Here is a 21,240-nt window from a genome sequence, read left to right on the forward strand (position 1 = left end):
GCGATGGCGCCGCAGCGATCAATCCATCTGCACCTTGGCCTGCCGCACCACCGCGGCCATGCGCGCCAGTTCGGTCCGGAAGAAGGCGGCCGTCGCCTCGGGCGTCTGCATCTGGACGGTATAGCCCTGCGCCACCAGCGCGTCCCGAGCCTCGGGCATCGCTACCGCGGCCTTGAAGCCTTCGTAGAGGCGGTTGACCTCGGCCCGGGGCAGGCCGGCCGGTCCGATGGCGGCGATCCAGCCTTCCAGCGCGTAGTTCGGCAGGCCCTGCTCGGCGATGGTCGGCACCTCGGGCAGGGCCGGCGTGCGCTGCGCGGTGGTCACGCCCAGGGCACGCAACGCACCGGAGCGGATGTGCGCGGCGGCCGGCGCCACCGCCACCACCGCCAGCTGCACCTGGCCGCCCAGAACGTCGGCCATCAGCGGGCCCATGCCCCGGTAGGGGATGTGCTTGATCTGGACCTGCGCCTCGTGCACGAACATCTCGGCGCCCAGGTGCAGGATGGTGCCGTTGCCGCTCGATCCGTAGTTGAGCTGGCCCGGCCGGGACCGGGCCAGCGCGACCAGTTCCTGCACGTTCTTCGCCGGCACCGACGGGTGGGCCACCAGCACGAAGGGCGTGGCGCCGATGACGGTGATCGGCGTGATGTCGTCGATCGCGTGGAACGGCACGCTCTTGTAGACGCTCGGGTTGACGACGTGGTTGTTGGAGACGATGCCGATCGTCTGCCCGTCCTTCGGAGCGCGCACCAGTTGCGCGGTACCGGTGATGCCGCCGGCGCCGGGCAGGTTCTCGATCACCACCGGCTGGCCCAGGGCCTTGCCGACGCTGGGGCCGATCGCCCGCATCGCGCCGTCGGCGCCCGACCCCGCCGACAGCGGCATGATGACCCGCAGCGGCTTGTCGCCGAACTGGGCGAACGCCGCGCCCGGAGCGGCGAAGGCGGCGGCCGCGAGCGCACCGAAGGCGCGGCGGTCGAGCGGGCGGGAGGCGGTGGCGTGGCGCATGGGCTTGTCTCGTCGTTATGGTGGTGGGAAACAGTACGGGCACGCCGCCGCACGGCTGCGGCAGCGGGCGCTCTCAGGCCACGGCGGCGGCCGCATGCAGCGCCGCGATGCCGTCGGCGTCGTAGCCCAGGCCCTGCAGCAGCTCGCGGGTGTGCTCGCCCAGCGTGGGCGGGTGCAGGCGCACGCCCAGCCGCTCGCCGGCCATCGTGATCGGGAACAGCGCCGCCTGGGCGATGTCGCCGGCGTGCGGGCCGTCGGGCAGGCGGATGTCGGCCAGGCCGCCGGTGGCCCGCAGGTGCGGGTCGTCGAACAGCTCCTCGGGCCGGGCAATGGGCGCGAACGGCAGGCCGTGCCGCTCGAAGGTGGCCGACAGCTCCGCCACGGTATGGTCCGCCAGCCGCCGGCGCAGCGTGGCCAGCAGGGCGGGCCGGGCGACCACGCGGGCGTTGTTGGTGGCGTAAGCGGGTTCGGCCAGCAGGTCGGCATAGCCGAAGGCGTTGCAGAAGGTGGTCCACTGCGCGTCGCTCACCGCCGCCAGGAACACCTGGCCGTCCCGCACGGTGAACACGTCGTAGACCGCCCAGGCGGAGATGCGCTCGGGCATCGGCGCGGCGGCCTGCCCGGTGATCGCGTACTGCAGCATGTGCTGGCCGACCAGGAACACGTTGTTCTCGAACAGGGCCGACTGCACCTCCTGGCCCACGCCGGTCTGCATCCGCTGCATCAGCGCGCCCAGCGCGCCGATGGCGCCGAACATGCCGCCCATGATGTCGTTGACGCTGGTGCCGGCGCGCAGCGGGTCGCCGGGCCGGCCGGTCATGTAGGCCAGGCCGCCCATCATCTGCACCACCTCGTCGAGCGCTGTGCGGTGCTGGTACGGCCCCGGCAGGAAGCCCTTGTGGCTGACGTAGACCACCCGCGGGTTGACCTTCGACAGCGCGGCATGGTCCAGGCCGTACTTGGCCATGGCGCCGGGCCGGAAGTTCTCGGCCACCACGTCGGCGGTGCCGCAGAGCTTGTGCGCCACCTCCAGCCCCGCGGGGCTGCGCAGGTCGAGCGCGATGCTCTTCTTGTTGCGGTTGAACATCGGGAAGAAGCCCGCGCCCGCGCCCAGCAGGTGCCGGGTGCGGTCGCCGTCGATCGGCTCGACCTTGATCACCTCGGCGCCCATGTCGGCCAGCACCATGCCGCAGGTCGGGCCCATGACCATGTGGGTGAATTCGACGACGCGGATGCCGTCGAGGGGCAGCCGGCGCGGCGCGGCGCGGGCACTCGCCGCGCCTTCCGCGGTGTCGGACAGGGCGGCATGCGCCGCGGCGGTGGAGGTGTTCATGCGCAGGCGGTCTCGCGGGGGATGGAAGCACCGCCCGGCACCGGCAGGCCGGGCGTGGCGGGGACGAAGGTCTTCGGAAAGCCGGCGCGCCAGAGGGTACCCTGCAGCGTCTCGCCGTCGAGCCAGCCGGCGATGCGCTGCCGCAGCGCCAGCAGCGCCGGCAGATCCAGGCCGGTGGCGATGCCCATGCTCTCGAGCATGAAGGCCAGGTCCTCGGTGTCGACGTTGCCGCTGGCGCCGGGCGCATGCGGGCAGCCGCCGATGCCGGCCAGGCAGGCGTCGAAGCGGTCGATGCCCACCTCGAGCGCCGCGTAGGCGTTGGCCAGGCCCATGCCGCGGGTGTCGTGGAAATGGGCGCTCCAGAGCCGGTCGCCGGCGATGCGGCGGGCCGCCTCGAACAGGTCGCGCACGGCGCCCGGGTCGGCATAGCCCACGGTGTCGGCCAGGCTCACCCGGTCGGCGCCGGCGTCCAGCAGGCCCTGCATGCAGCGCAGCACCGCGTGCGGCTCCACCCGGCCCTGGAGGGTGCAGCCGAAGGCGGTGCCGATGCCGCCGTCGATCAGCGCCTTCGATCCGGCGGCGTCGCGCGCCGCGCGGATGCGGCCGACCTCGGCGATCACCTCGTCGGGCGTGCGGCGCAGGTTGGCCAGGCTGTGGGCATGGCTGGCCGAGAGCGGCACGATCATCGCGTCGGCCCCGTGGGCCAGCGCCAGCTCGGCGCCGCGCAGGTTGGGCACCAGCACCGAGGCGAACACGCCGGGCAGCGCCCGCGCGGCGGCCAGGAGGTCGGCGGTGTCGGCCAGCTGCGGCATCAGGCGGGCCGGCACGAAGGAGCCGACCTCGATCTCGCAAAGCCCGGCCGCATGCGCATCGCGCAGCCAGGCGATCTTGTCCGCGGTGGGCACCACCCGCGCGATGCTCTGCAGCCCGTCGCGCAGGCCGACTTCGCGCAGCGTGGCACGGCGTGGCCGCGCGGCCGGCGCGCTGGAGGCCAAGGGAATGTTCATGCGTTCGTCTCCGTGGGGAAGCGCCGGGGCCCGGCGGGCGCCACGCTCTACCGCAGTCTAGGCATTCCGAAACGATTCGCAAGATTTCATTCGGAACCCTTAAGATGCCGAACCGGAATACCTGAGGCGCCAGCCCGTTCTAACGTGAACCTTGACCTGACCAGCCTGCGCCTTTTCGCCGCCGTGTGCGAGACCGGCAACATCGCCCGCGCCGGCGAGCAGCAGCGCATCGCCGGATCGGCGATCAGCAAGCGGATGGCGCAGCTCGAGCACGCGGTCGGCACGCCGCTGCTGGTGCGCAGGCGCCGCGGCGTGGCGCCCACCACCGCCGGCGAGACGCTGCTGGAACACACCCGGGCGGTGCTGCTCAACCTGGAGCGGATCGAGCGCGACATGGCGGCCTACGCCACCGGCGTACGCGGCCAGGTGCGGGTGCTGGCCACCGCCTCGGTGCTGGCCGAGTCGCTGGCCGACGACGTGGCCGCCTTCCTGCAGCTGCCGGCGCACCGCGACATCCAGGTGCACATCGAGGAGCAGCTCAGCCCCGGCGTGGTCCGCGGCGTGCGGGAGGGCAGCGCCTCGCTCGGCATCTGCTGGGACGCGGCCGACCTGCAGGGGCTGCAGAGCCGCACCTACCGCAGCGACCACCTGGCGATCGTCGCCTACCCCGGCCATCCGGTGGCCGAGCGCCGCAGCATCGCCTTCGCCGAGGCGCTCGACCACGAATTCGTCGGCATGCCCGCCCTGAGCGCGGTGCAGGTGGTGCTGCAGCGCGCCGCCGCGGTGGCCGGCCGGCCGCTGGTGCACCGGATGCTGGTGTCGAACTTCGACGCCGCGCTGCGGGTGGTGCGCGCCCGGCTCGGCATCAGCATCGTGCCGCAGGAGGTGGCCGAGCCCTATGCCGCCGCCTACGGCCTGGCCGTGGTGCCGCTGGCAGACCCCTGGGCGCGGCGGCGGTTCGCGATCTGCCTGCGCGACCTGCAGACGCTCTCGCCGGCCGCGGCCCTGCTGCTGGCGCACCTGGAGGCGGTCGGCCGGAGCCCAGCCGCCCACGCCACTCCGGATCCACGGGAAAAGTAGCCGCAGCCCGCTCCACGCACCGACCATCAGCTACACTTTCCATAGCATCCCGGAGTTTCGCCGACCGGGCTTCCACGCGGTCGGCCAGAATGCATGCGGGCTTTCCGCGGCCGGACACCGATCCGGTCCCGCCCAGGGACGTCGCCTCCATTCGATGCCCCGCCCTGCCGAGACTTCACCGCACATGCCCACCATCGGAATCGACGTCTCCCTCGCCCAGGTCATGGACCTGATGGTCGACGCCGTCTGCGTGGTGGACCCGGCCGGGCGGTTCCTGTTCGTCAGCGCGTCGGGCGAGCGGATCTTCGGCTACCGGCCCGAGGAGATGCTGGGCCGGCCGATGCTGGAGCTGGTGCACCCCGACGACCGGCAGCGCACGCTGCGGGCGGTCGACGAGCTGGTCGCCGGGCACCTGCAGCCGCACTTCTACAACCGCTACCTGCGCAAGGACGGCCGGGCGGTCGACATCATGTGGTCGGCCCGCTGGTCCGAAGCGGGGCAGGTGCGGGTGGCGGTGGCGCGCGACGTCACCGCGCTCAAGCATGCCGAGCGGCGCCAGGCCGCGATGCTGGCGCTGGCCGAGGCGGCCTACGCCGCGGTCGACGTGCGGGCGCTGCTGCAGCAGGTCCACCAGATCGTGCGCGGCCTGCTGCCGGCCAGCGGCTTCGGCGTGGCGCTGCACGACGCCGCCAGCGGCCGGCCGCGCTTCGCCTACGCCAGCGGCCTGCCCGCGGCCGAGGGGCCGATGCCCGCGGCCCGCACCCTGTCGGCCGACGTGATCCAGAGCGGCCAGCCGCTGCACTACACCGCGCAGGACCGTTCCGCCCGCCCCGGCCCGCCGCCGGGCGACCTGGCGGCCGACGCGCTCGACTGGCTGGGTGTGCCGCTGCACGGCCAGGCGGGGGTGATCGGGGCGCTGTCGGTCCAGCGCCGGGCGGGCGATGCCGGCTACGACGAACGCGACATCGAACTGCTGCAGTTCGTCTCGACCCAGGTGGCGGCCGCCATCGAGCGCCGGCAGAGCGAGGCGCGGCTGCGCCACCTGGCCGAATACGACATGCTGACCGGCCTACCCAACCGGGCGCTGCTCGACGAGCGGCTGCGCGCCGGCCTGGCGCGGGTGCGGCAGGCGGGCAGCCGGTTCGCGGTCCTCTACCTCGACCTGGACGGCTTCAAGCAGGTCAACGACACCCTGGGCCACGCGGTGGGCGACCAGCTGCTGCAGGAGGTGGCGATCCGGCTCTGCGCCAGCGTGCGGATCTCCGACACGGTGGGCCGCATGGGCGGCGACGAATTCATGGTGCTGCTGCACGACGTGGGCGAGGCGCCGCAGGCGCTGCAGACCGCCGAGAAGATCCGCGCCGCACTGGCGCAGCCTTTCGCGCTGGCCGGGCAGGCGGTGCAGGTGGCGGCCAGCATCGGCATCGCGCTGGTGCCGTCGCACGGCGACGAGATCGGCCTGCTGCTGCGGCAGGCCGATGCGGCGATGTACCGCGCCAAGCGCGACGGCGGCAACCGGCTCTGCGTGGCCGAAGCCCGGGCCGACCGTGGCGCCATGGACGCCGCCCCCTAGCGGCCCGGGCCCGGCAGGGCGCACGATCCGGCATCGCCGCAGCTTCCGTGCCTGCGCCGGCCGACGGCGGCACGGCGGTGCGCCGGCGCCGGCGCCGGTGGACGGTCAGGCCACGGCGGCCTCCAGCTCCGGGATGCCGGCCGACAGCGCTAGCACCCGGCGCGCCTGGCCGACGGACACCGCGCCCGCGCCGCCGGTCCAGGCGACGAACTGGTCGGGGCGTACCAGCACCAGCCGGGCACCGTACCGGGTCTGCTCGCCGCTGCCGGTGGCCTCCACCACCGTGAGGGGCAGGTTCTGCGCGGCCGCGGCATCGCGGAACGCCTGGACGGCCGACGCGTCGGCATCGAATGCCAGCAGGGTGAAGCCTTCGCCCAGCGCCTCGTAGACATTGCGCCCCGACGGCAGCGCCGCGGGCGCCAGATGGTGGCCGGGCCGGGCGTCGAACCGGTGGGAGCCGCTGGCGCTGCTGGTGCGGTCTTCTCCGCCCCAGACGACGGTGGAGCCTTCGTAGTGCGGCTCGAAGGCGTGCACCTCGCCGACGGCGCCCTGGGCCCGCGCCGTCCATGCCGCCTCGAACGCGGCCAGGTCGCGCGACGGGTCGTGCGCATCCAGGAAAACGCGGTCGTCCTCGATGGACTTGGCGATGAAGTCGCGCATGGTCGAGGCGAAGACCGGACGCCGCTCGGCGTCGTAGGAGTCGAGCAGGCGCTCGCCACCCCAGCCCTGCAAGGTGGCCGCCAGCTTCCAGCCCAGGTTGCGGGCGTCCTCCAAGCCGGAGTTGACGCCGTAGCCGCCGTAGGGCGGATGGCTGTGCGCCGCGTCCCCGGCGACGAAGATGCGGCCGGCACGGTAGCGATCGGCCAGCATGAAGCGCAGGTCCCAGAAGCCGATGTGCTCGAACTCCACATCGAACGGCGCACCCACCGCCTCGTGCAGGTAGGCCGCGAAGTCGAAGTTGTCCTTGGTGGTGCCGGGCGGCACCGGCGCATGGAAGAACCAGGTGCTGCCCAGGTCCACCCGGCCGAAGAACTTCCAGTAGCCCTTCAGCTCCGGCTGCAGCACGTTGTAGTAGGACTTGCCGGGGTAGCGCTCCAGCAGCCGGTGCAGCTCGCGCGACCGGAAGACCAGCAGCACCATCATCCGGTCGTGGTCGGTGCGGGTCTGGGCGATGCCCGCCTGCTCCCGCACCACCGAGCGGGCCCCGTCGGCGCCGACCGCATAGGCGCAGCGCAGCACGCGCTCGCCCTCGCCGCCCCGCTCGGCGATCGTGACCGACACGCCGTCGTCGTCCTGCGCCACGCTCCGGGTCTCCCAGCCGTACACCGTCCGCACCGAGGGCAGCTCGGCCACGCGCTGGCGCAGCACCGCTTCGGTCGCGTACTGCGGCAGCCGCTCGTTGCCGGTGAAATAGTAGGGCTTGACAAGTTCGCGCTGCAGCCAGTCGTAGGTATGCGGGCCCAGCAGGCTGCCGTGCGCCGTGAGGCCGCCGATGCCGTATTCGACCGGAATGGTGCGTGCGGCACGCAGCCGCTTCTCGGCACCCCAGAAGTGGAAGTGCTCCATCGTCCGCTGGGTCAGGTTCTGTCCCTTGGGGATCGGCTGGGGCTGCGGGTAGCGCTCCACCACCACGACCCGCACGCCGCGCTGGCCGAGCTCGATGGCGAGCCCCATGCCCACCGGCCCGCCTCCGGCGATGACCACCTCGGCATCGTGCTGCGCATTCGCTTGTTCTGTGTGCATTGCGTTCATTCGTTGTGTGTCATTCCGCCGTGATGCCCTGGGCCTTGATCAGGTCGGACCACCGCCGCGCATCGGCCGCGACGAGCTTGCCGAAGGCCTCGGGCGAACCGTGCGCCGGGGTCATGCCCTGGGTCTCGAAGGATTTCGCGACGGCCGGTTGCGCGAGCACCTCGCGCAACTCGGAATTGAGCCGGTCGACGAACGGCCGCGGCGTGCCCGCGGGCGCGAACACCCCGTACCACATGTCGACGTTGAGGTCGCCGAGCTTCAGGACGCCGAGCGGCGGCACCTCGGGCAGCAGCGGGTGCGGCATGTCCGAGCTGATCGCCAGCGCCTTGAGCTTGCCGGCCTTCACATGCTGCAGCGCGACGTGGATCGGCAGGAACATCGTGTCGATCTGCCCGCCCAGCAGGTCGTTCAACGCGGGCGCGGTTCCGCGGTAGCTGATGTGCGTCAGCGAAATCCGGGCGCGGTTCTTCAGCAGCTCCATCGCCAGGTGGTGGGGAGTGCCCGGGCCCGGAGAGCCGTAGTTGAGCGCGCCCGGCTTGGCACGGGCGCGGTCGAGCAGGTCCTTCAGCGACTCGATCCTGGCGTTGGGGCCGGCCACCAGCACCAGCTGGCCCCAGCTGGTCTGGCTCACCGCCTGCAGGTCGGTCAGGGGGTTGAAACCCTGCTTGGGGTAGAGCGCCGTGTTCATCACCAGCGTGTTGACGCTGACCAGCAGGGTCGAGCCGTCCGGCGCGGCGCGGACCACCTCCTGGGTGCCGATGATGCCCGACGCGCCGGGCTTGTTGTCGACGAAGAACGGCCGCTTCAGCCGCTCCGACAGGGGCGCCGCGATCTGGCGGGCCACCATGTCGATGCCGGTGCCGGGGGTGAACGGCACGACCAGGCGCACCGGCACCTCGCCCGCGCCCTGGGCTCTCGCGAAGGGCGCGACCGTCGCGGCGAGCCCGCCCAGCAGCAGCCGCCGGCGATGGACGCAGGAGCACGACCCGTTGGAATTCTTCATGGATGTTTGTCTCTCTGGAAGTTGATGGACAATTACAGCGGCATCTCCGGCATCGAACAAACGGTAATTTTTGATGAATTCGTCACAGAAACTGATGAATATCGGCAGCCGCCAGCTCCAGGCATTTCTCGAGATCACCCGCCTGCAGAGCTTCGCCAAGGCGGCAGAGCAGGTGAGCCTGTCGCCCTCGGGCATGAGCATGCTGGTCAAGGAGCTGGAGGACCAGGTGGGCGCGCGCCTGTTCGACCGCACCACCCGCTCGCTCGCATTGACCGACGCAGGCCGGCGGCTGCAGCCGGTGGCCGAGCGGGTGATCGGCGAGCTGCGCTCGCTGGGCGCGGTGATCGACGGGAGCGAATCGGCGGTGCGGTCTCGCCTGTCGGTCGCGGCCACGCCCATGGTGTCGGCCAGCCTGCTGCCCGACGTGGTGCGCGGCTTCGGCACCACCCATCCCGGCGTGCAGGTCCACCTGGCCGATGTCGAGGTGGAAACCGTGCGCAAGGCGGTGTTGCAGGGCGACGCCGACATCGGCCTGGGCTTCTTCGTCAAGCCGGCCGTGGGCATGTCGCGCCAGCCGCTCTGCCGGTTCAGGCTCATGCACATCGGGCCGCCGAACGCGTCGAGCGGCGGCCTCGGCAAGAGCCAGACCTGGAAGAGCCTCGAAGGCCTGGCGCTGCTGAGCCTGCCGTCGGGCAACCCGATCCAGGTGCTGATCGAAAAGCAGCTGGCCCGCATCGGTTGCCTGCCGGAAGAGCGGCTGCGGATGAACCTGATGGGCACCATCATCGGCATGGTGCGGGCGGGGCTGGGCCACGCGGTCATGCCCTCCTTCGCGATGGAGGAATGCCTGCGCCAGGGCCTGTCGGTGGCGATGCTGCGCGAACCGGTGGCGCACCTCGACCTGTACCTGGTGGCGCGCTCCGGCACCCGACCGAAAGCGGCCGCGCGGGCGTTCGCCGAATCGCTGAAGCTGGCCGCCGCGCGCCTGCCGGGCTAGCGGCTCAGGCCAGTTCGCGCATCGCGGCGATCAGGTCGGCCTTGCCCTCGAAGCCGATGCCCGGCAGCGGCGGCAGCGTGACGTAGCCGTCCTGCACGGCCACCCCGTCGGGGAAGCCGCCGTAGGGCTGGAACAGGTCGGGGTAGCTCTCGTTGCCGCCCAGGCCCAGGCCGGCGGCGATCGCCAGCGACATCTGGTGGCCGCCGTGCGGGATGCAGCGGCTCGGCGACCAGCCGTGTTCCTTCAGCATGTCGAGGGTGCGCAGGTACTCGACCAGGCCATAGCTGAGCGCGCAGTCGAACTGCAGCCAGTCGCGGTCCTTGTGCATGCCGCCGTGGCGGATCAGGTTGCGGGCGTCCTGCATCGAGAACAGGTTCTCGCCGGTGGCCATCGGGCCCTGGTACACCTCGCCCAGCTTCGCCTGCAGCTCGTAGTCGAGCGGGTCGCCCGCCTCCTCGTACCAGAACAGCGGGTACTGGGCGAGGGCCCGGCCGTACTCGACCGCGGTCTTCAGATCGAAGCGGCCGTTGGCATCGACCGCCAGCTGCTGGCCCGGGCCGAGGATCTTCAGCACCGACTCGATCCGCTCGCAGTCCTCGGCCAGCGAGGCGCCGCCGATCTTCATCTTCACCACCGAGTAGCCGCGCGCCAGATAACTCTCCATCTCCTTTTTCAAGCCGTCGAGGCCCTTGCCGGGGTAGTAGTAGCCGCCGGCGGCGTAGACGAAGACGCGCGGGTTCGGCGTGCCGGTGCCGTAGCGCTCGGCCAGCAGTTGGTAGAGCGGCTTGCCGGCGATCTTGGCGGTCGCGTCCCAGATGGCCATGTCGATGGTGCCGACCGCGACCGAGCGCTCGCCGTGGCCGCCCGGCTTCTCGTTGATCATCATCCGCGACCAGACCTTGTGCGGGTCGAGGTTCTCGCCGGTCTCGTCGAGCAGCGAGGGCGTGTCGGCGTCCGCCAGCCGCGGCAGGAAGCGCTCGCGGATCAGGCCGCCCTGGCCGTAGCGGCCGTTGGAGTTGAAGCCGTAGCCGACGACCGGCCGGCCGTCGCGGATCACGTCGGTGACGACGGCCACCAGGCTCAGCGTCATCTTCGAGAAATCGATATAGGCGTTGCGGATGTCCGATTTGATCGGGCGGGTGGACTCGCGGATGTCGACGATCTTCATGGTCTTGGCGTGCTTTCTCTGCGGTAAAAAAACGAATGGCTGGCGCTAGCGGGGCAGTGACGATCCGCCGCAGACGGCGATGTCCTGACCGGTGATGGCCGCGGCGATGGGCGACAGCAGGTAGCCGACCAGCCCCGCGATCTCGGCGGGCGCGATCAGCCGGCCGATCGGGGGCAGGCGCGGTGCGCTGGCGGCGCGCGACGGGTCCTGCAGCATCGCGGTGGCGGTGGCCGCGGGCGAGACGACGTTCACCGTCACCCCACGGTCCGCCACCTCGGCCGCCCAGCTGCGCGCCAGCGCGACCAGGGCCGCCTTGGTCGCCGCGTACTGGCCGCGGCCCGGCATGCCCTGCGCCACCCGGCTGCCGACGAACACCACCCGGCCGCTGCCGCGTGCGGCCATGCCGGGCACCAGCGCATCGGCCAGGCGGGTGGCCGCATCGACATGCAGCCGCCACATCAGCTCGCCGCCCGCCAGGTCCAGCTGGCCGAGCGGCCCGACGCGCAACACGCCCGCGGCATGCACCAGTGCATCCGGCACGCCCAGGCTGGCGGCTGCCCGGGCGATCTCGTCGCCCTGCGCCAGGTCGACCTGCACGTGCGAGAAATCCGCACGCACGATGCCCGGGGCCGACACGTCGAGCCCGCTGACCCGCCAGCCCGTGGCCAACAGCGATTCGGCGATCGCGCGGCCGATGCCCGAACTGCTGCCGGTGACGACGGCGTGCAAGGCGTCACTCGACACGGATATTGCCCTCGGTGACGATCTTCTGGCTGCGCACCATGTCGTCGTGCTGGAACTTCTCGAAGTCCTTCACGCTGCCGGGCGTGAGCAGCAGGCCCTGCTCCTGCAGCTTGTCCTTCATGTCGGTGGCCAGGGCCTTGTTGACCTCGGCATTGAGCCGGGCGGTGATCTCGGCCGGCAGCCTGGCGGGGCCCCACAGGCCGTACCAGCTGTAGGCCTCGTAGCCTGGGATGGTCTCGCCGACGGTGGGCACGTCGGGCAGGTTGGGCGCGCGGTTGGCCGAGGTGACGGCGACCACCCGCAGCATGCCGCTCTTGTGGTACTGGAGCGATCCCAGGATCGGGTCGACGAAGCCGTCGATCTGGCCGCCGATCAGGTCCTGGAACGCGGGCGCGGTGCCCTTGTACGAGACGATCAGGTAGTCGAGGTTGCCGGCGCGCTTCAGCATCTCGGTGGCCAGGTGGCCGGCCGAACCCACCGAGCCGACCGCGAAATTCATCTTGCCCGGATTGGCCTTGGCATAGGCCAGCAGCGACTTGATGTCGGTCACCGGCAGGTTCTTGTTGATCGCGACCGACAGCGGCGCCTTGGCGACCAGGGCCACCGGGGTGAAGTCCTTCACCACGCCGTAGGGGACCGATTTCATCGTCATCGGCGCCGTCGTGAAGGTGGAGGCGTTGAAGAGCAGCGTGTAGCCGTCGGCCGGCGACTTGGCGACGATGTCGGCGCCGATGATGCCGTTGCCGCCGGGCTTGTTCTCGATGACGAAGCTCTGGCCGGTCTGCTCGCCCAGCTTCTGCGCGAGCTGCCGGCCGACGGTGTCGAGCGTGCCGCCGGGCGGGAACGGGATCACCACCCGCACCGGCTTGGAGGGGTAGGCCTGGGCGAAGGCGGCGCCGGCGGCGGCCAAAGCGAGTGCGGCTGCGGCAGCTCTGACGAAAGTCTTGCGTTGCATGCGGTGTCTCCTGTTTTTATCGATGTCGATGCGCTGCGGCCGGAAGGCCCAGAGCCCGCGGCATGCGTCGCCGCCTGCCGCACGGGGGCCGGCCGCGGCCGGCCGTGGATTCAGCGCTTGAGCAAGCCGGCCTGCTCCACGGCGGCGCGCAGGGCCGCCACCTCCTGCGCGTTGGGCGCTTCGGTAGGAGGCCGCACCGTGGCGTCGTCGATCACGCCCGCCAGGTACATGCCGCCCTTCATCCGGGCATGGGCCTCGCCGGTGGGCTCGCCGCCGCCGTAGACCGCGTCCTTCAGCGGCGTGATGACCGCCTGCACCTCCATCGCCTTCTTGAGGTCGCCGGCCTTCACCGCGTTCCACAGGTCGATGATCAGCTGCGGGATGAAGGTGGCGAAGCCGACCAGCGCGCCGTCGACGCCCTGCACCATCGAGGCCAGCAGGTACTCGTCGTGGCAGGTGAGGATGGCCTTGGAGGCGTCTGCCTCGCGGATCGCCTGGATGTCGCGGGCGTACTTGTTCATGTCGCGCTGGCCGACCTTGAAGGCCTGCAGGTACGGCAGCCTGGCCAACTCGGCCAGCAGCTGCGACGAGTAGGAGGCGCGGGTCCAGGCGGGGTAGACGTGGCAGACCAGGTCGAGGTCGGGCGCGGCCTTGTGGATCGCGTCGAAGTACTGCAATGCGTGGCCCGGCGTGAAGCCGAAGCGCAGCCAGTGGTGCGGCGGCATCACGTCGAGCGCCACCGCGCCGGCGGCCTTGGCCAGGCGGGCGTGCTCGGCGGCCTCGGCCAGGCCTTCGCAGACGATCGACGAGATCACCGGGCAGCGGCCCTTCAGTTCGTCGGCGACGATGCGGGTCACCTCGGCCCGCTCGGTGGGGGTGAGCGAGAACACCTCGCCGGTGTGGCCGTTGGTCATGATGGCGACCACGCCGTCGTGGCCCGCCAGCCACGAGGCGAGCTTGCGCAGCGCGGGCTCGTCGATCCGGTGGTCGGGGGTGAAGGGGCAGGAAATCGCCGGGATGATCCCGCGATAATTCGCGATGGCTGGCATGCTGTGTCTCCGGTGTGCAAGGGCTGCTGGGTGTGCAGGCCGCATGATTGCTCCGCCGGCCGCGCCGGTCCAATACCCGAATCGCATACATCTATCGCAGAGCACCCACGCATGGGCCCCGGCAACCGACCGCTCGACCTGGAATGGCTCGAGGACTTCCTGGCGCTGGCCGACAGCGGCAGCTTCTCGCGCGCGGCCGAGGCCCGCTCGATCGCCCAGCCGGCCTTCAGCCGCCACATCCGCGCGCTGGAGGACTGGGTAGGCGTGGAGCTGTTCGACCGCAGCGCCCATCCGGCCGCCCTGACCGCCGCCGGCCAGCGCTTCCTGCCGCTGCTCGAAGACGTGCTGGCCGGGCTGGAAGCGGCCCGCATCAAGGCCCGCGCCGCGCACGACATCGCCGCGGCCAGCCTGCGCTTCGCCGCCACCCATGTGCTGTCGCTCACCTTCTTTCCGCGCTGGCTGGGCGGTGTCGAGGCGGCGCTGCAGGTCGGCCCGATCCAGATGGTGTCGGACAGCTCCCAGGCCTGCGAGGACCTGGTGCTGCAGCGCCGGGTGCAGTTCCTGCTGTGCCACGGCCACCCCGACGCGCCGGGCCGGCTGGACGAGGCGCAGTACCCGGTGGTGCGCCTGGCAGACGACCTGCTGCTGCCGGTGAGCGCAGCGGAAGCCGGCGGGCGGCCGCGCCATGCCATCGGCAGTGCCGGGGCTCCGCCGCCGGTGCTGGCCTACAGCGAGGCCAGCGGCCTGGGCCGCATCATGCGGGCCCGGATGCGCGGCGCGCTCGGCGATGCGCCCTCGCCCACCCTGCCCGAGGCCGCGGTCGTCTTCACCGCCCACCATGCGGTGCTACTGAAGACGATGGCGCTGGAGGGCCGGGGGATCGCCTGGCTGCCGCGCAGCCTGGTCGCGGAAGACCTGGCCCGCGGCAGTCTGGTCGACGCGGGCGGCGCGCAGTGGCAGCTGCCGATCGAGATACGGCTCTACCGCCAGCGCGCCGAGATGGCGCCGGTGGCCGAAGCGCTCTGGACGCTGGCGACGACGGCCGGGGCCTGAGCGCAGGCCGCCGCAGCGCGGACCCTCGTCAGCCGACCTCGCGCCCGTCCTCGGCCGCCCGCGCCAGCAGGCCCTCGGTCGCCGTTCGCGGCAGCAGGGCCCGGAAGCAGGTGCCCCGCGCGGCCGAGGAGGTCACCTCCAGCGTGCCGCCGTGCGCCCGCGCGATCTGCTCGCAGAGATAGAGCCCCATGCCCACGCCGCCGCCGGGCGGGGTGGCGGTCGGCCGCCAGTAGGGCTCGAAGAGATGGGGCATGTCGAGCGCGGGGATCGGCCGCCCGCCGTTACCCACCTCGATATGCAGCATGTCGGCATCGGTGTGCACGTCGACCCGGATCGGCTGCTCTGCGGCACCGTAGCGCAGGGCGTTGTCCAGCAGTTTCGACAGCATCTGCTGCACCCGCAGCGGATCGCAGCGCACCGGGCCCAGCAGGCCGATGCGGTCTTCGATGTCGCGCTCGGGGAAGCTGGCGCGCCGTTCGGCCACCAGGTCGCGCAGGCTGTCGGCCAGGAAGGAATCGATCCGCACGTCGAGCTGGATGCCCGAGCCCAGCCGGCCCTGCGCGAAATCCATCATGTCCTCGATCATCCGCAGCATGCGCTGCACGCTCACGTCGAGCCGGTCGCCCATCTTCACCAGCACCGGATCCGCAGTGCGCAGCCGCAGCAACTCGGCCATCATGGCGATGGTGCTCAACGGATTGCGCAGGTCGTGGCCCAGCACCGCGATGAACTGCTCGCGCAGCTCGGCCAGCGCCTGCTCGCGTTTCAGGGCCGAAGCGGTCTGTGTCTGCACACGCTCGCTCTGCAGCTGGGCCGCGATCAGTTCGGCGAAGGCCATCACGATGCCGACGGTCTGGGCCCCCGGTACCGTGGCCGGCTGCCGGTCGATCGCGCAGAGGTTTCCGAAATACTCGCCGCTGGGCAGCACGATCGGCACCGAGATGTAGCGCTCGATGCCGAAGGTCTGCAGGCCGGCGTGTGCGCAGTACCGCGGATCGCGGCTCGCATGGTCGATGACCACCGGCCGGCGGGCGACGCGCGCCTCGTGGCACAGCGTCGCCGCGGCGGGGAACTGCTGGCCCACGCACACTCCGAGCGCGCCGCGGTCTTCCACCGCGCAGGCCGTCCAGTGGCTGTCGGTGAGCCGCGCGATGGCGGCGAATTCCATTCCCGTGGACTGGCAGACGATCTTCAGGAGCGACGGGACCGCGCTGATCCGGCCGATGGCGGCGATGTCGCGTGCGATCGCCTCTGCGCTGTCGTCTTGCATGGTGAGGGGCCGATAGGTGTCGGCCACCGCACACCCGATGCGCCTATGACCCGACGTTGAACATCAAGAAACACATTATTACTCGGTTTACAGCTGGAATCGAATGTGTCGACATCCGCAAAGCCGCTCTCAGTAATGGGGCGGCAATTCGTCGCGCAGGTTGGTGGCGGCGCCGGTGCCGCCGTCGGGCGTCTGTTGCTGCAGGTGCTGCACCTGCAGCAGCAGGCGGTCGATCTGTTGCTGCTGGCGGTAGACGACGAGGTTCAGTTCGTCCACCAAATCTTCGGCGAAGCTCGCCTTCATCTCCAGGGCGTCGAGGCGGCCCGCCATGTCGTGCAGTTGTTCCATGCGGCTATTGGACCGCAGTTTCCATGCGCCCAAGGACGCCCCGCCGGTGGAGGGGGCGATGGTCTAATCCGCCTTTCCGCCCCCGAAAGCCGCATGACCACGCCCGACACCGCCGCATCGCTCGCGCTCAAGCTCAAATGGATCAGCCAGCAGTTCGCGCGCGACCTGCCGAACCTGGCGCCGGCCGAACGCCAGCGCCGCGAGCGGGAACTGGCCGACGCGGAGCGCGCCCTGCGCGAGCGGATGGCCGAGGACGCCGACGACTCGGGCCCCGGCGCGGTGCCGTGGAACTGAACGCGCAGCCCCTGCCCGTCCTGTATTCGTTCCGGCGCTGTCCGTATGCGATGCGGGCCCGGGCCGCGCTGCTGTCCGGCGGCGTGCAGTGCGAACTGCGCGAGGTGGTGCTGCGCGACAAGCCGGCAGCCCTGTGGGCCGCATCGCCCAAAGGCACGGTACCGGTGCTGGTGCTGGCCGACGGCCGGGTGATCGACCAGAGCCTGGCCATCATGCGCTGGGCGCTGGAGCGGCACGATCCGGCCCGGTGGCTCCAGCCCGCGTGCGGCAGCCTGGACGCGGTGTGGGCGCTGGTCGATGCGTGCGACGCGGTCTTCAAGCCGGCGCTCGATGCCTTCAAGTACCCGAACCGGCCGACGGATTTGCCGGCCGGCACGGACGCGCGCGGAGTCGGCGCGGCCTGGCTGCAGACGCTGGAGGAGCGCCTGCGCACCGCGCCGCATCTGTTCGGCGACCGCCCGTGCCTGGCGGATGCGGCCATCCTGCCTTTCGTGCGCCAGTTCGCGATGGTCGCGCCCGATGGCTTCGCGGCGGAACCCTGGCCCCACCTCCACGCCTGGCTGGCCGAATGGAGCGGGAGCGCGGCGTTCGTGCGGACGATGCACCGCTATCCGCCGTGGGACGGCCGTCCCGGCACCGCCTGGTTCCCGCCGGCAGGCTAAACGCCGGGCGCCTGGCGCGGTGCGCGGCCGGCGCAGGGATCAGAATTTTTCCCAGTCGTCCTCTGCGGCACCCGCCACCGCCGTGGACCGGGCGACAGGCACCGCGCGGGGCGCTGCGGCAGCCGCTGCAGGAGCGGTGCGAACCGACAACGTGGGCACGGCCGGCTTGCGGACCTGCACCGCTGGTGCCCGGACCGGTGCCGCCGGCAGGGCGCCGCGGCTGCGCTGCTGCACACCCTGGATCAGGGCCTGGGCCGTCGACGCATCGAGCCTGAAAACGCTGACCACGTCGACCAGGCGTGCGGCCTGGTGGTTGAGGCTGTCGGCCGCGGCGGCCGATTCCTCGACCAGCGCGGCATTCTGCTGCGTCACCTGGTCGAGCTGGTTGACCGCGTCGCTCACCTGCGAGATGCCCTGCGACTGCTCGTGCGTCGCCGCACCGATCTCGCCGATCAGGTCGGCCACGCGGCGGGCCTGATCGACCACTTCGCCGATGGTGGTGCCCGCCTCGCCCACGAGGCGCGTGCCGGCGTCGACCTTCTCCACGCTTTCGCCGATCAGGGTCTTGATCTCCTTGGCCGCCGTCGCACTGCGCTGCGCCAGGCTGCGCACTTCCGATGCCACGACCGCGAAGCCGCGACCCTGCTCGCCCGCACGGGCTGCTTCCACCGCCGCGTTCAGCGCCAGGATGTTGGTCTGGAACGCGATGCCGTCGATCACGCCGATGATGTCGCCGATCTTGCGCGAACTGGCCGAGATGTCCTCCATCGTGCGCACCACCTCGCCGACCACCTCGCCGCCGCGGCTGGCGGTGGTGCTGGCCGACTGCGCCATCTGCGTCGCGGTGCGGACCGTCTCCGCGTTCTGCTTGATGGTGGAGTTCATCTCCTCCATCGAGGCGGCGGTCTGCTGCAGGTTAGAGGCCTGCTCCTCGGTGCGCTGGCTCAGGTCGGCATTGCCCGTCGCGATCTGGCCGGCGCCGGTGGCGATCGATTCGCTGCCCTGGCGCACTTCGCTCACGACGCGGCTCAGGCTGCCGCGCATCAGCTCCATCGCGGCCAGCATGCTGGTGCTGTCGCCCTTCTTCAGCAGCACGTCGACGGCCAGGTTGCCGCGCGCCACTTCCTGCGCGATGGCCGCGGCATAGGCGGGCTCGCCGCCTAGCTGCACCTTGACACGGCGGGTGATCGCCCAGGCCAGCAGCGCGCCCAGCACTGCCGCCAGCGCAGCCACCACCAGCATGGTGAGGCCGGCGGATGCGGCGTTGCGCTCGGACTGGTCGACCGCCGACTGCATGAGTTCGCGCTGGTACTTGTTGAGCGTTTCCAGCGACGCGAAGAGGGCGCTCTGCGTCGGCCGGACTTCGTTGAGCAGCACGTCGCGCGCTTCGTCGCGCTTGCCGCCGATCGCCAGCGCCATCGCCTTGTCGACCGTCTGGTTGTAGGGGGTGCGCAGTTTTTCCACCTCGGCCAGCAGTGCGCGGCCGTTGCTGGAGGTGATGGTCTTGCTCAAGGCGGCGATCGTGGCGGTGTTGGCGGTCCGTGCCTCGGCCGTGCGCTTCTTCTCGGCCTCCATCTGCGCGGCGTCGGTCAAGAGCGCCATGTTGCGCACCGCACGCGCGACCACGTTCAGGTTGTCCTTGATGTCCTGGACCTGGAGCACCTTGACGATGCGATCGTCGGCGAGCAGCTTGATCTCGTCGCCGACCGAGTTGAGCTGCAACCGGCCGTAACCCGCAACCAGAACGCCCATGAGGATCACGGCGGCGAAACCCATGCCCAGCATCGTGCCGAGTTTCATATTTTTGAAGGAGTTCATGTGGCGAATCAATAAGTTACAGTTTTTGCATTGTCCTCTTCCACCGGTTCGATCGGGGTGCAAGTTGCCAATAACGGCCATAGCGGTTGGCATGCATCCAGTACGTCTGTCAGTTTGATGCAACTTTTGTAAGTTCTTCGGTTTATTACCTGGGTTTATATAGGCCAAGAAACTTTCCTGCGGCCTTTTCAGGCCGACCCTCTTCGGCTGCCTCCATACAGACTGGTCTGGCACACTTGCCAGGCCTCCCGTTACATATCTCGCTCCCCACACCGCCATGCCTGCACGCCCGCCCTCCGAGATCGCCCGGGACACCCTCAAGCTGCTGGCGGCCCGCAAACTCGCCCCGTCCCCCGACAACTACCAGGCGCTCTACGACGAGATCGCCGGCGCGGCCACGCCCGCGCCGTTTCCCGACGGCCCGCTGGGCCGCATCGCCCGTGCCTTGCCCGGGCAGACGCCGGTGCAGAAGCGCCTGCTGACCCAGTTCGACGCGGCGGTGCAGCAAAAGAGCTGGACCGACCTGCAGCGCGCCATCGCCGGCTATGCGCAGCTGGGCCTGGGCGCCTCCGCCGCGCAGGACACGACCGCGGTCTCCCCCGCGGCAGAGGCGGCGGTGGACAGTACGGCCAACACCCCGGTGGAGCTTGCGCCGGCGGCGGCGGTGGAGACCCTGCCCGCCGCCTTGCTGGAGCAGATCGCCCGCCTGGTCGAGAACGTGATGCCCGCCCTCGGCACCGAGGACGCCCGGCTCCAGCAGACCGCCGACACCCTGCTGCAGGCCCTGCGCGCGCCCTCCCCGGCCCAGGTGCTGCAGCCCATGCTGGCCGACCTGGGCTTTAGGCTCTCGTTCGCGGCCGAGGACCAGTCGGCTATCCGCGCCGGGCTGCTCGCCTCCCTGCAACTGATCTTCCAGAACATCGGCGAACTGAGCCTGGACGACCGCTGGCTCAAGGGCCAGGCCGACGCGCTGCAGGCCGCCGCCGAGCCGCCCCTGACGCTGCGCAGCCTGGACGACCTGCAGAAGCGCTTGAAGGACGTGATCGTCAAGCAGTCCGAATCGCGCCAGCGCAGCCTCGATGCGCAGGCGCAGATGAAGGACATGCTGGCCAGCTTCATCGCGCGGCTCTCGCAGATGACCGAATCGAGCGGCGTCTACCAGGATAAGATCGAACAGTGCGCCGACCGGCTGGGCGCGGTGCGCTCGCTGGAGGAGATGGCGCCGGTGCTCCAGGAGGTGATCTCCGCCACCCGCGCGATGGCGCTCGACAGCCGGGTCCACCGCGACGAGCTGCAGTCGCTCCAGGACAAGACCGCCGCCACCCAGGCCGAGATCGGCCGCCTGCAGGAAGCCTTGGAGAACGCCAGCGCGCAGGCCCGCCACGATCCGCTGACCGGCGCGCTGAATCGAAAGGGTCTGGACGAAGCCGCCGACCGCGAAGTGGCCCGTGCCCGCCGGGCCGGCACCGCCGTCTGCATCGGTTTGCTCGACATCGACAACTTTAAGCAGATCAACGACCGGCTGGGCCACGCGAGCGGCGACGCGGCGCTGGTGCACCTGGCGCAGGTGGCGCGCGAATCGCTGCGGGCGCAGGACACGTTGGCCCGCTATGGCGGCGAGGAGTTCGTGGTGGTCATGCCGGACACGCCGCCGGCCGAGGGCGTGGCGGTGCTGCAGCGGCTGCAGCGGGAACTGACAAAGCGCTTCTTCTTGGCGAACAACGACAAGGTGCTGATCACCTTCAGCGCGGGGGTGTCGGCGGTGTCGGCCAGCGATACGCCGGGGGATGCGCTGAAGCGGGCGGATCAGGCGATGTATCTGGCGAAGAAGGCGGGGAAGAATCGGGTGATGTTGGCGTAGGGGTGGGTGGCCGGCGTAGTCCGGCCTGGCCTGGCTGGCCTGGCTGGCTGGCTGGCTGCTGTATCTTGCCCCCTCTCCCCCTGGGAGAGGTTGGGGTGAGGGCCGCGCCCGGCTTTTGTGTGTCGCTGCTGCTTATCGCTGCATTGCCTGTTTTGGGTCCGGAGGCGGGGATTTCGCCCCCGCGGGCGAGTCCCTTTCTTTGCTTCGCCAAAGAAAGGAACCAAAGAAAGGCGACCCCGCTGCGGCGGTCCGGCTGCGCCGGACT

Annotated in this window: 19 protein-coding genes; 7 read left to right on the top strand and 12 right to left on the bottom strand. The window is 70.9% G+C overall.

Annotated elements, in window-relative coordinates:
* Window positions 1–18: 18 nt before the first annotated feature.
* The 3 genes from ASE76_RS08780 to ASE76_RS08790 all read right to left on the bottom strand — a co-directional run bounded on the left by ASE76_RS08780 (window position 19) and on the right by ASE76_RS08790 (window position 3,348).
* Window positions 19–1,008, bottom strand: coding sequence for a tripartite tricarboxylate transporter substrate binding protein (locus ASE76_RS08780; protein WP_055837863.1), 990 nt, complete (start codon window positions 1,006–1,008; stop codon window positions 19–21).
* A gap of 73 nt (window positions 1,009–1,081) precedes the next feature.
* Window positions 1,082–2,218: a CaiB/BaiF CoA-transferase family protein gene (locus ASE76_RS08785; RefSeq protein ID WP_236698390.1), complete on the bottom strand. Its 1,137-nt coding sequence runs from the start codon at window positions 2,216–2,218 to the stop codon at window positions 1,082–1,084.
* Window positions 2,219–2,337: 119 nt separating this feature from the next.
* Complete coding sequence (locus ASE76_RS08790; RefSeq protein ID WP_055837869.1) at window positions 2,338–3,348, bottom strand: hydroxymethylglutaryl-CoA lyase; 1,011 nt, start codon at window positions 3,346–3,348, stop codon at window positions 2,338–2,340.
* A 144-nt stretch (window positions 3,349–3,492) separates the two neighbouring features.
* On the opposite strand from ASE76_RS08790, the gene ASE76_RS08795 reads away from it, so the two are divergent.
* Entirely contained in the window at window positions 3,493–4,428 is a 936-nt protein-coding gene (locus ASE76_RS08795; protein ID WP_055837872.1) for a LysR family transcriptional regulator, read from the top strand.
* Window positions 4,429–4,612: 184 nt separating this feature from the next.
* Window positions 4,613–6,001, top strand: coding sequence for a diguanylate cyclase domain-containing protein (locus ASE76_RS08800; RefSeq protein ID WP_055837875.1), 1,389 nt, complete (start codon window positions 4,613–4,615; stop codon window positions 5,999–6,001).
* A 105-nt stretch (window positions 6,002–6,106) separates the two neighbouring features.
* Here ASE76_RS08800 and ASE76_RS08805 read toward each other — a convergent pair whose 3' ends face one another.
* A complete protein-coding gene (locus ASE76_RS08805) occupies window positions 6,107–7,753 on the bottom strand; it encodes an FAD-dependent monooxygenase (RefSeq protein WP_055837878.1) in 1,647 nt (548 codons plus the stop codon).
* 10 nt (window positions 7,754–7,763) lie between these two features.
* Window positions 7,764–8,756 (bottom strand): tripartite tricarboxylate transporter substrate binding protein, encoded by a 993-nt coding sequence (locus ASE76_RS08810; RefSeq protein ID WP_055837881.1) that lies wholly within the window; start codon window positions 8,754–8,756, stop codon window positions 7,764–7,766.
* A gap of 94 nt (window positions 8,757–8,850) precedes the next feature.
* Between ASE76_RS08810 and ASE76_RS08815 the strand changes: the two genes are divergently transcribed.
* On the top strand, window positions 8,851–9,753 hold the full coding sequence (locus tag ASE76_RS08815) for a LysR family transcriptional regulator (protein ID WP_082448228.1): 903 nt from the start codon (window positions 8,851–8,853) through the stop codon (window positions 9,751–9,753).
* 4 nt (window positions 9,754–9,757) lie between these two features.
* On the opposite strand, the gene ASE76_RS08820 is transcribed toward ASE76_RS08815, so the two are convergent.
* The 4 genes from ASE76_RS08820 to ASE76_RS08835 form a co-directional block, all read right to left on the bottom strand.
* The gene (locus ASE76_RS08820; protein WP_055837883.1) at window positions 9,758–10,921 is read right to left on the bottom strand and encodes a mandelate racemase/muconate lactonizing enzyme family protein; all 1,164 of its coding nucleotides are present in this window, start codon (window positions 10,919–10,921) and stop codon (window positions 9,758–9,760) included.
* 45 nt (window positions 10,922–10,966) lie between these two features.
* Complete coding sequence (locus ASE76_RS08825) at window positions 10,967–11,650, bottom strand: SDR family NAD(P)-dependent oxidoreductase (RefSeq protein ID WP_369793396.1); 684 nt, start codon at window positions 11,648–11,650, stop codon at window positions 10,967–10,969.
* A 4-nt stretch (window positions 11,651–11,654) separates the two neighbouring features.
* A complete protein-coding gene (locus ASE76_RS08830; protein WP_055837889.1) occupies window positions 11,655–12,620 on the bottom strand; it encodes a tripartite tricarboxylate transporter substrate binding protein in 966 nt (321 codons plus the stop codon).
* Window positions 12,621–12,730: 110 nt separating this feature from the next.
* Window positions 12,731–13,669, bottom strand: a complete 939-nt coding sequence (locus ASE76_RS08835) for a dihydrodipicolinate synthase family protein (protein WP_055837892.1) — start codon at window positions 13,667–13,669, stop codon at window positions 12,731–12,733.
* Between the two features lie 111 nt (window positions 13,670–13,780).
* Here ASE76_RS08835 and ASE76_RS08840 point away from each other — a divergent pair, with 111 nt between their 5' ends.
* Window positions 13,781–14,722 (top strand): LysR family transcriptional regulator, encoded by a 942-nt coding sequence (locus ASE76_RS08840; RefSeq protein ID WP_055837895.1) that lies wholly within the window; start codon window positions 13,781–13,783, stop codon window positions 14,720–14,722.
* Window positions 14,723–14,750: 28 nt separating this feature from the next.
* Here the strand turns inward: ASE76_RS08840 and ASE76_RS08845 are convergent, their stop codons facing one another.
* Window positions 14,751–15,992, bottom strand: coding sequence for a GAF domain-containing sensor histidine kinase (locus tag ASE76_RS08845; RefSeq protein ID WP_055837922.1), 1,242 nt, complete (start codon window positions 15,990–15,992; stop codon window positions 14,751–14,753).
* Between the two features lie 129 nt (window positions 15,993–16,121).
* Complete coding sequence (locus tag ASE76_RS08850) at window positions 16,122–16,340, bottom strand: SlyX family protein (RefSeq protein ID WP_055837898.1); 219 nt, start codon at window positions 16,338–16,340, stop codon at window positions 16,122–16,124.
* Window positions 16,341–16,433: 93 nt separating this feature from the next.
* Between ASE76_RS08850 and ASE76_RS21155 the strand changes: the two genes are divergently transcribed.
* Both ASE76_RS21155 and ASE76_RS08860 read left to right on the top strand, forming a co-directional pair.
* Window positions 16,434–16,634, top strand: a complete 201-nt coding sequence (locus tag ASE76_RS21155; protein ID WP_055837902.1) for a hypothetical protein — start codon at window positions 16,434–16,436, stop codon at window positions 16,632–16,634.
* Complete coding sequence (locus ASE76_RS08860) at window positions 16,625–17,296, top strand: glutathione S-transferase (protein ID WP_369793397.1); 672 nt, start codon at window positions 16,625–16,627, stop codon at window positions 17,294–17,296. The genes ASE76_RS21155 and ASE76_RS08860 overlap by 10 nt, the downstream gene beginning before the upstream one ends.
* 39 nt (window positions 17,297–17,335) lie before the next feature.
* On the opposite strand, the gene ASE76_RS08865 is transcribed toward ASE76_RS08860, so the two are convergent.
* Window positions 17,336–19,114 carry a methyl-accepting chemotaxis protein gene (locus ASE76_RS08865; protein ID WP_055837907.1) on the bottom strand — a complete coding sequence of 593 codons (1,779 nt, stop codon included), beginning with the start codon at window positions 19,112–19,114 and terminating at the stop codon, window positions 17,336–17,338.
* A 277-nt stretch (window positions 19,115–19,391) separates the two neighbouring features.
* On the opposite strand from ASE76_RS08865, the gene ASE76_RS08870 reads away from it, so the two are divergent.
* Window positions 19,392–20,975, top strand: a complete 1,584-nt coding sequence (locus tag ASE76_RS08870) for a GGDEF domain-containing protein (protein ID WP_055837912.1) — start codon at window positions 19,392–19,394, stop codon at window positions 20,973–20,975.
* The last annotated feature ends 265 nt before the right edge of the window (window positions 20,976–21,240 follow it).

The organism is Xylophilus sp. Leaf220, from assembly GCF_001421705.1.
GTDB lineage: Bacteria > Pseudomonadota > Gammaproteobacteria > Burkholderiales > Burkholderiaceae_C > Xylophilus.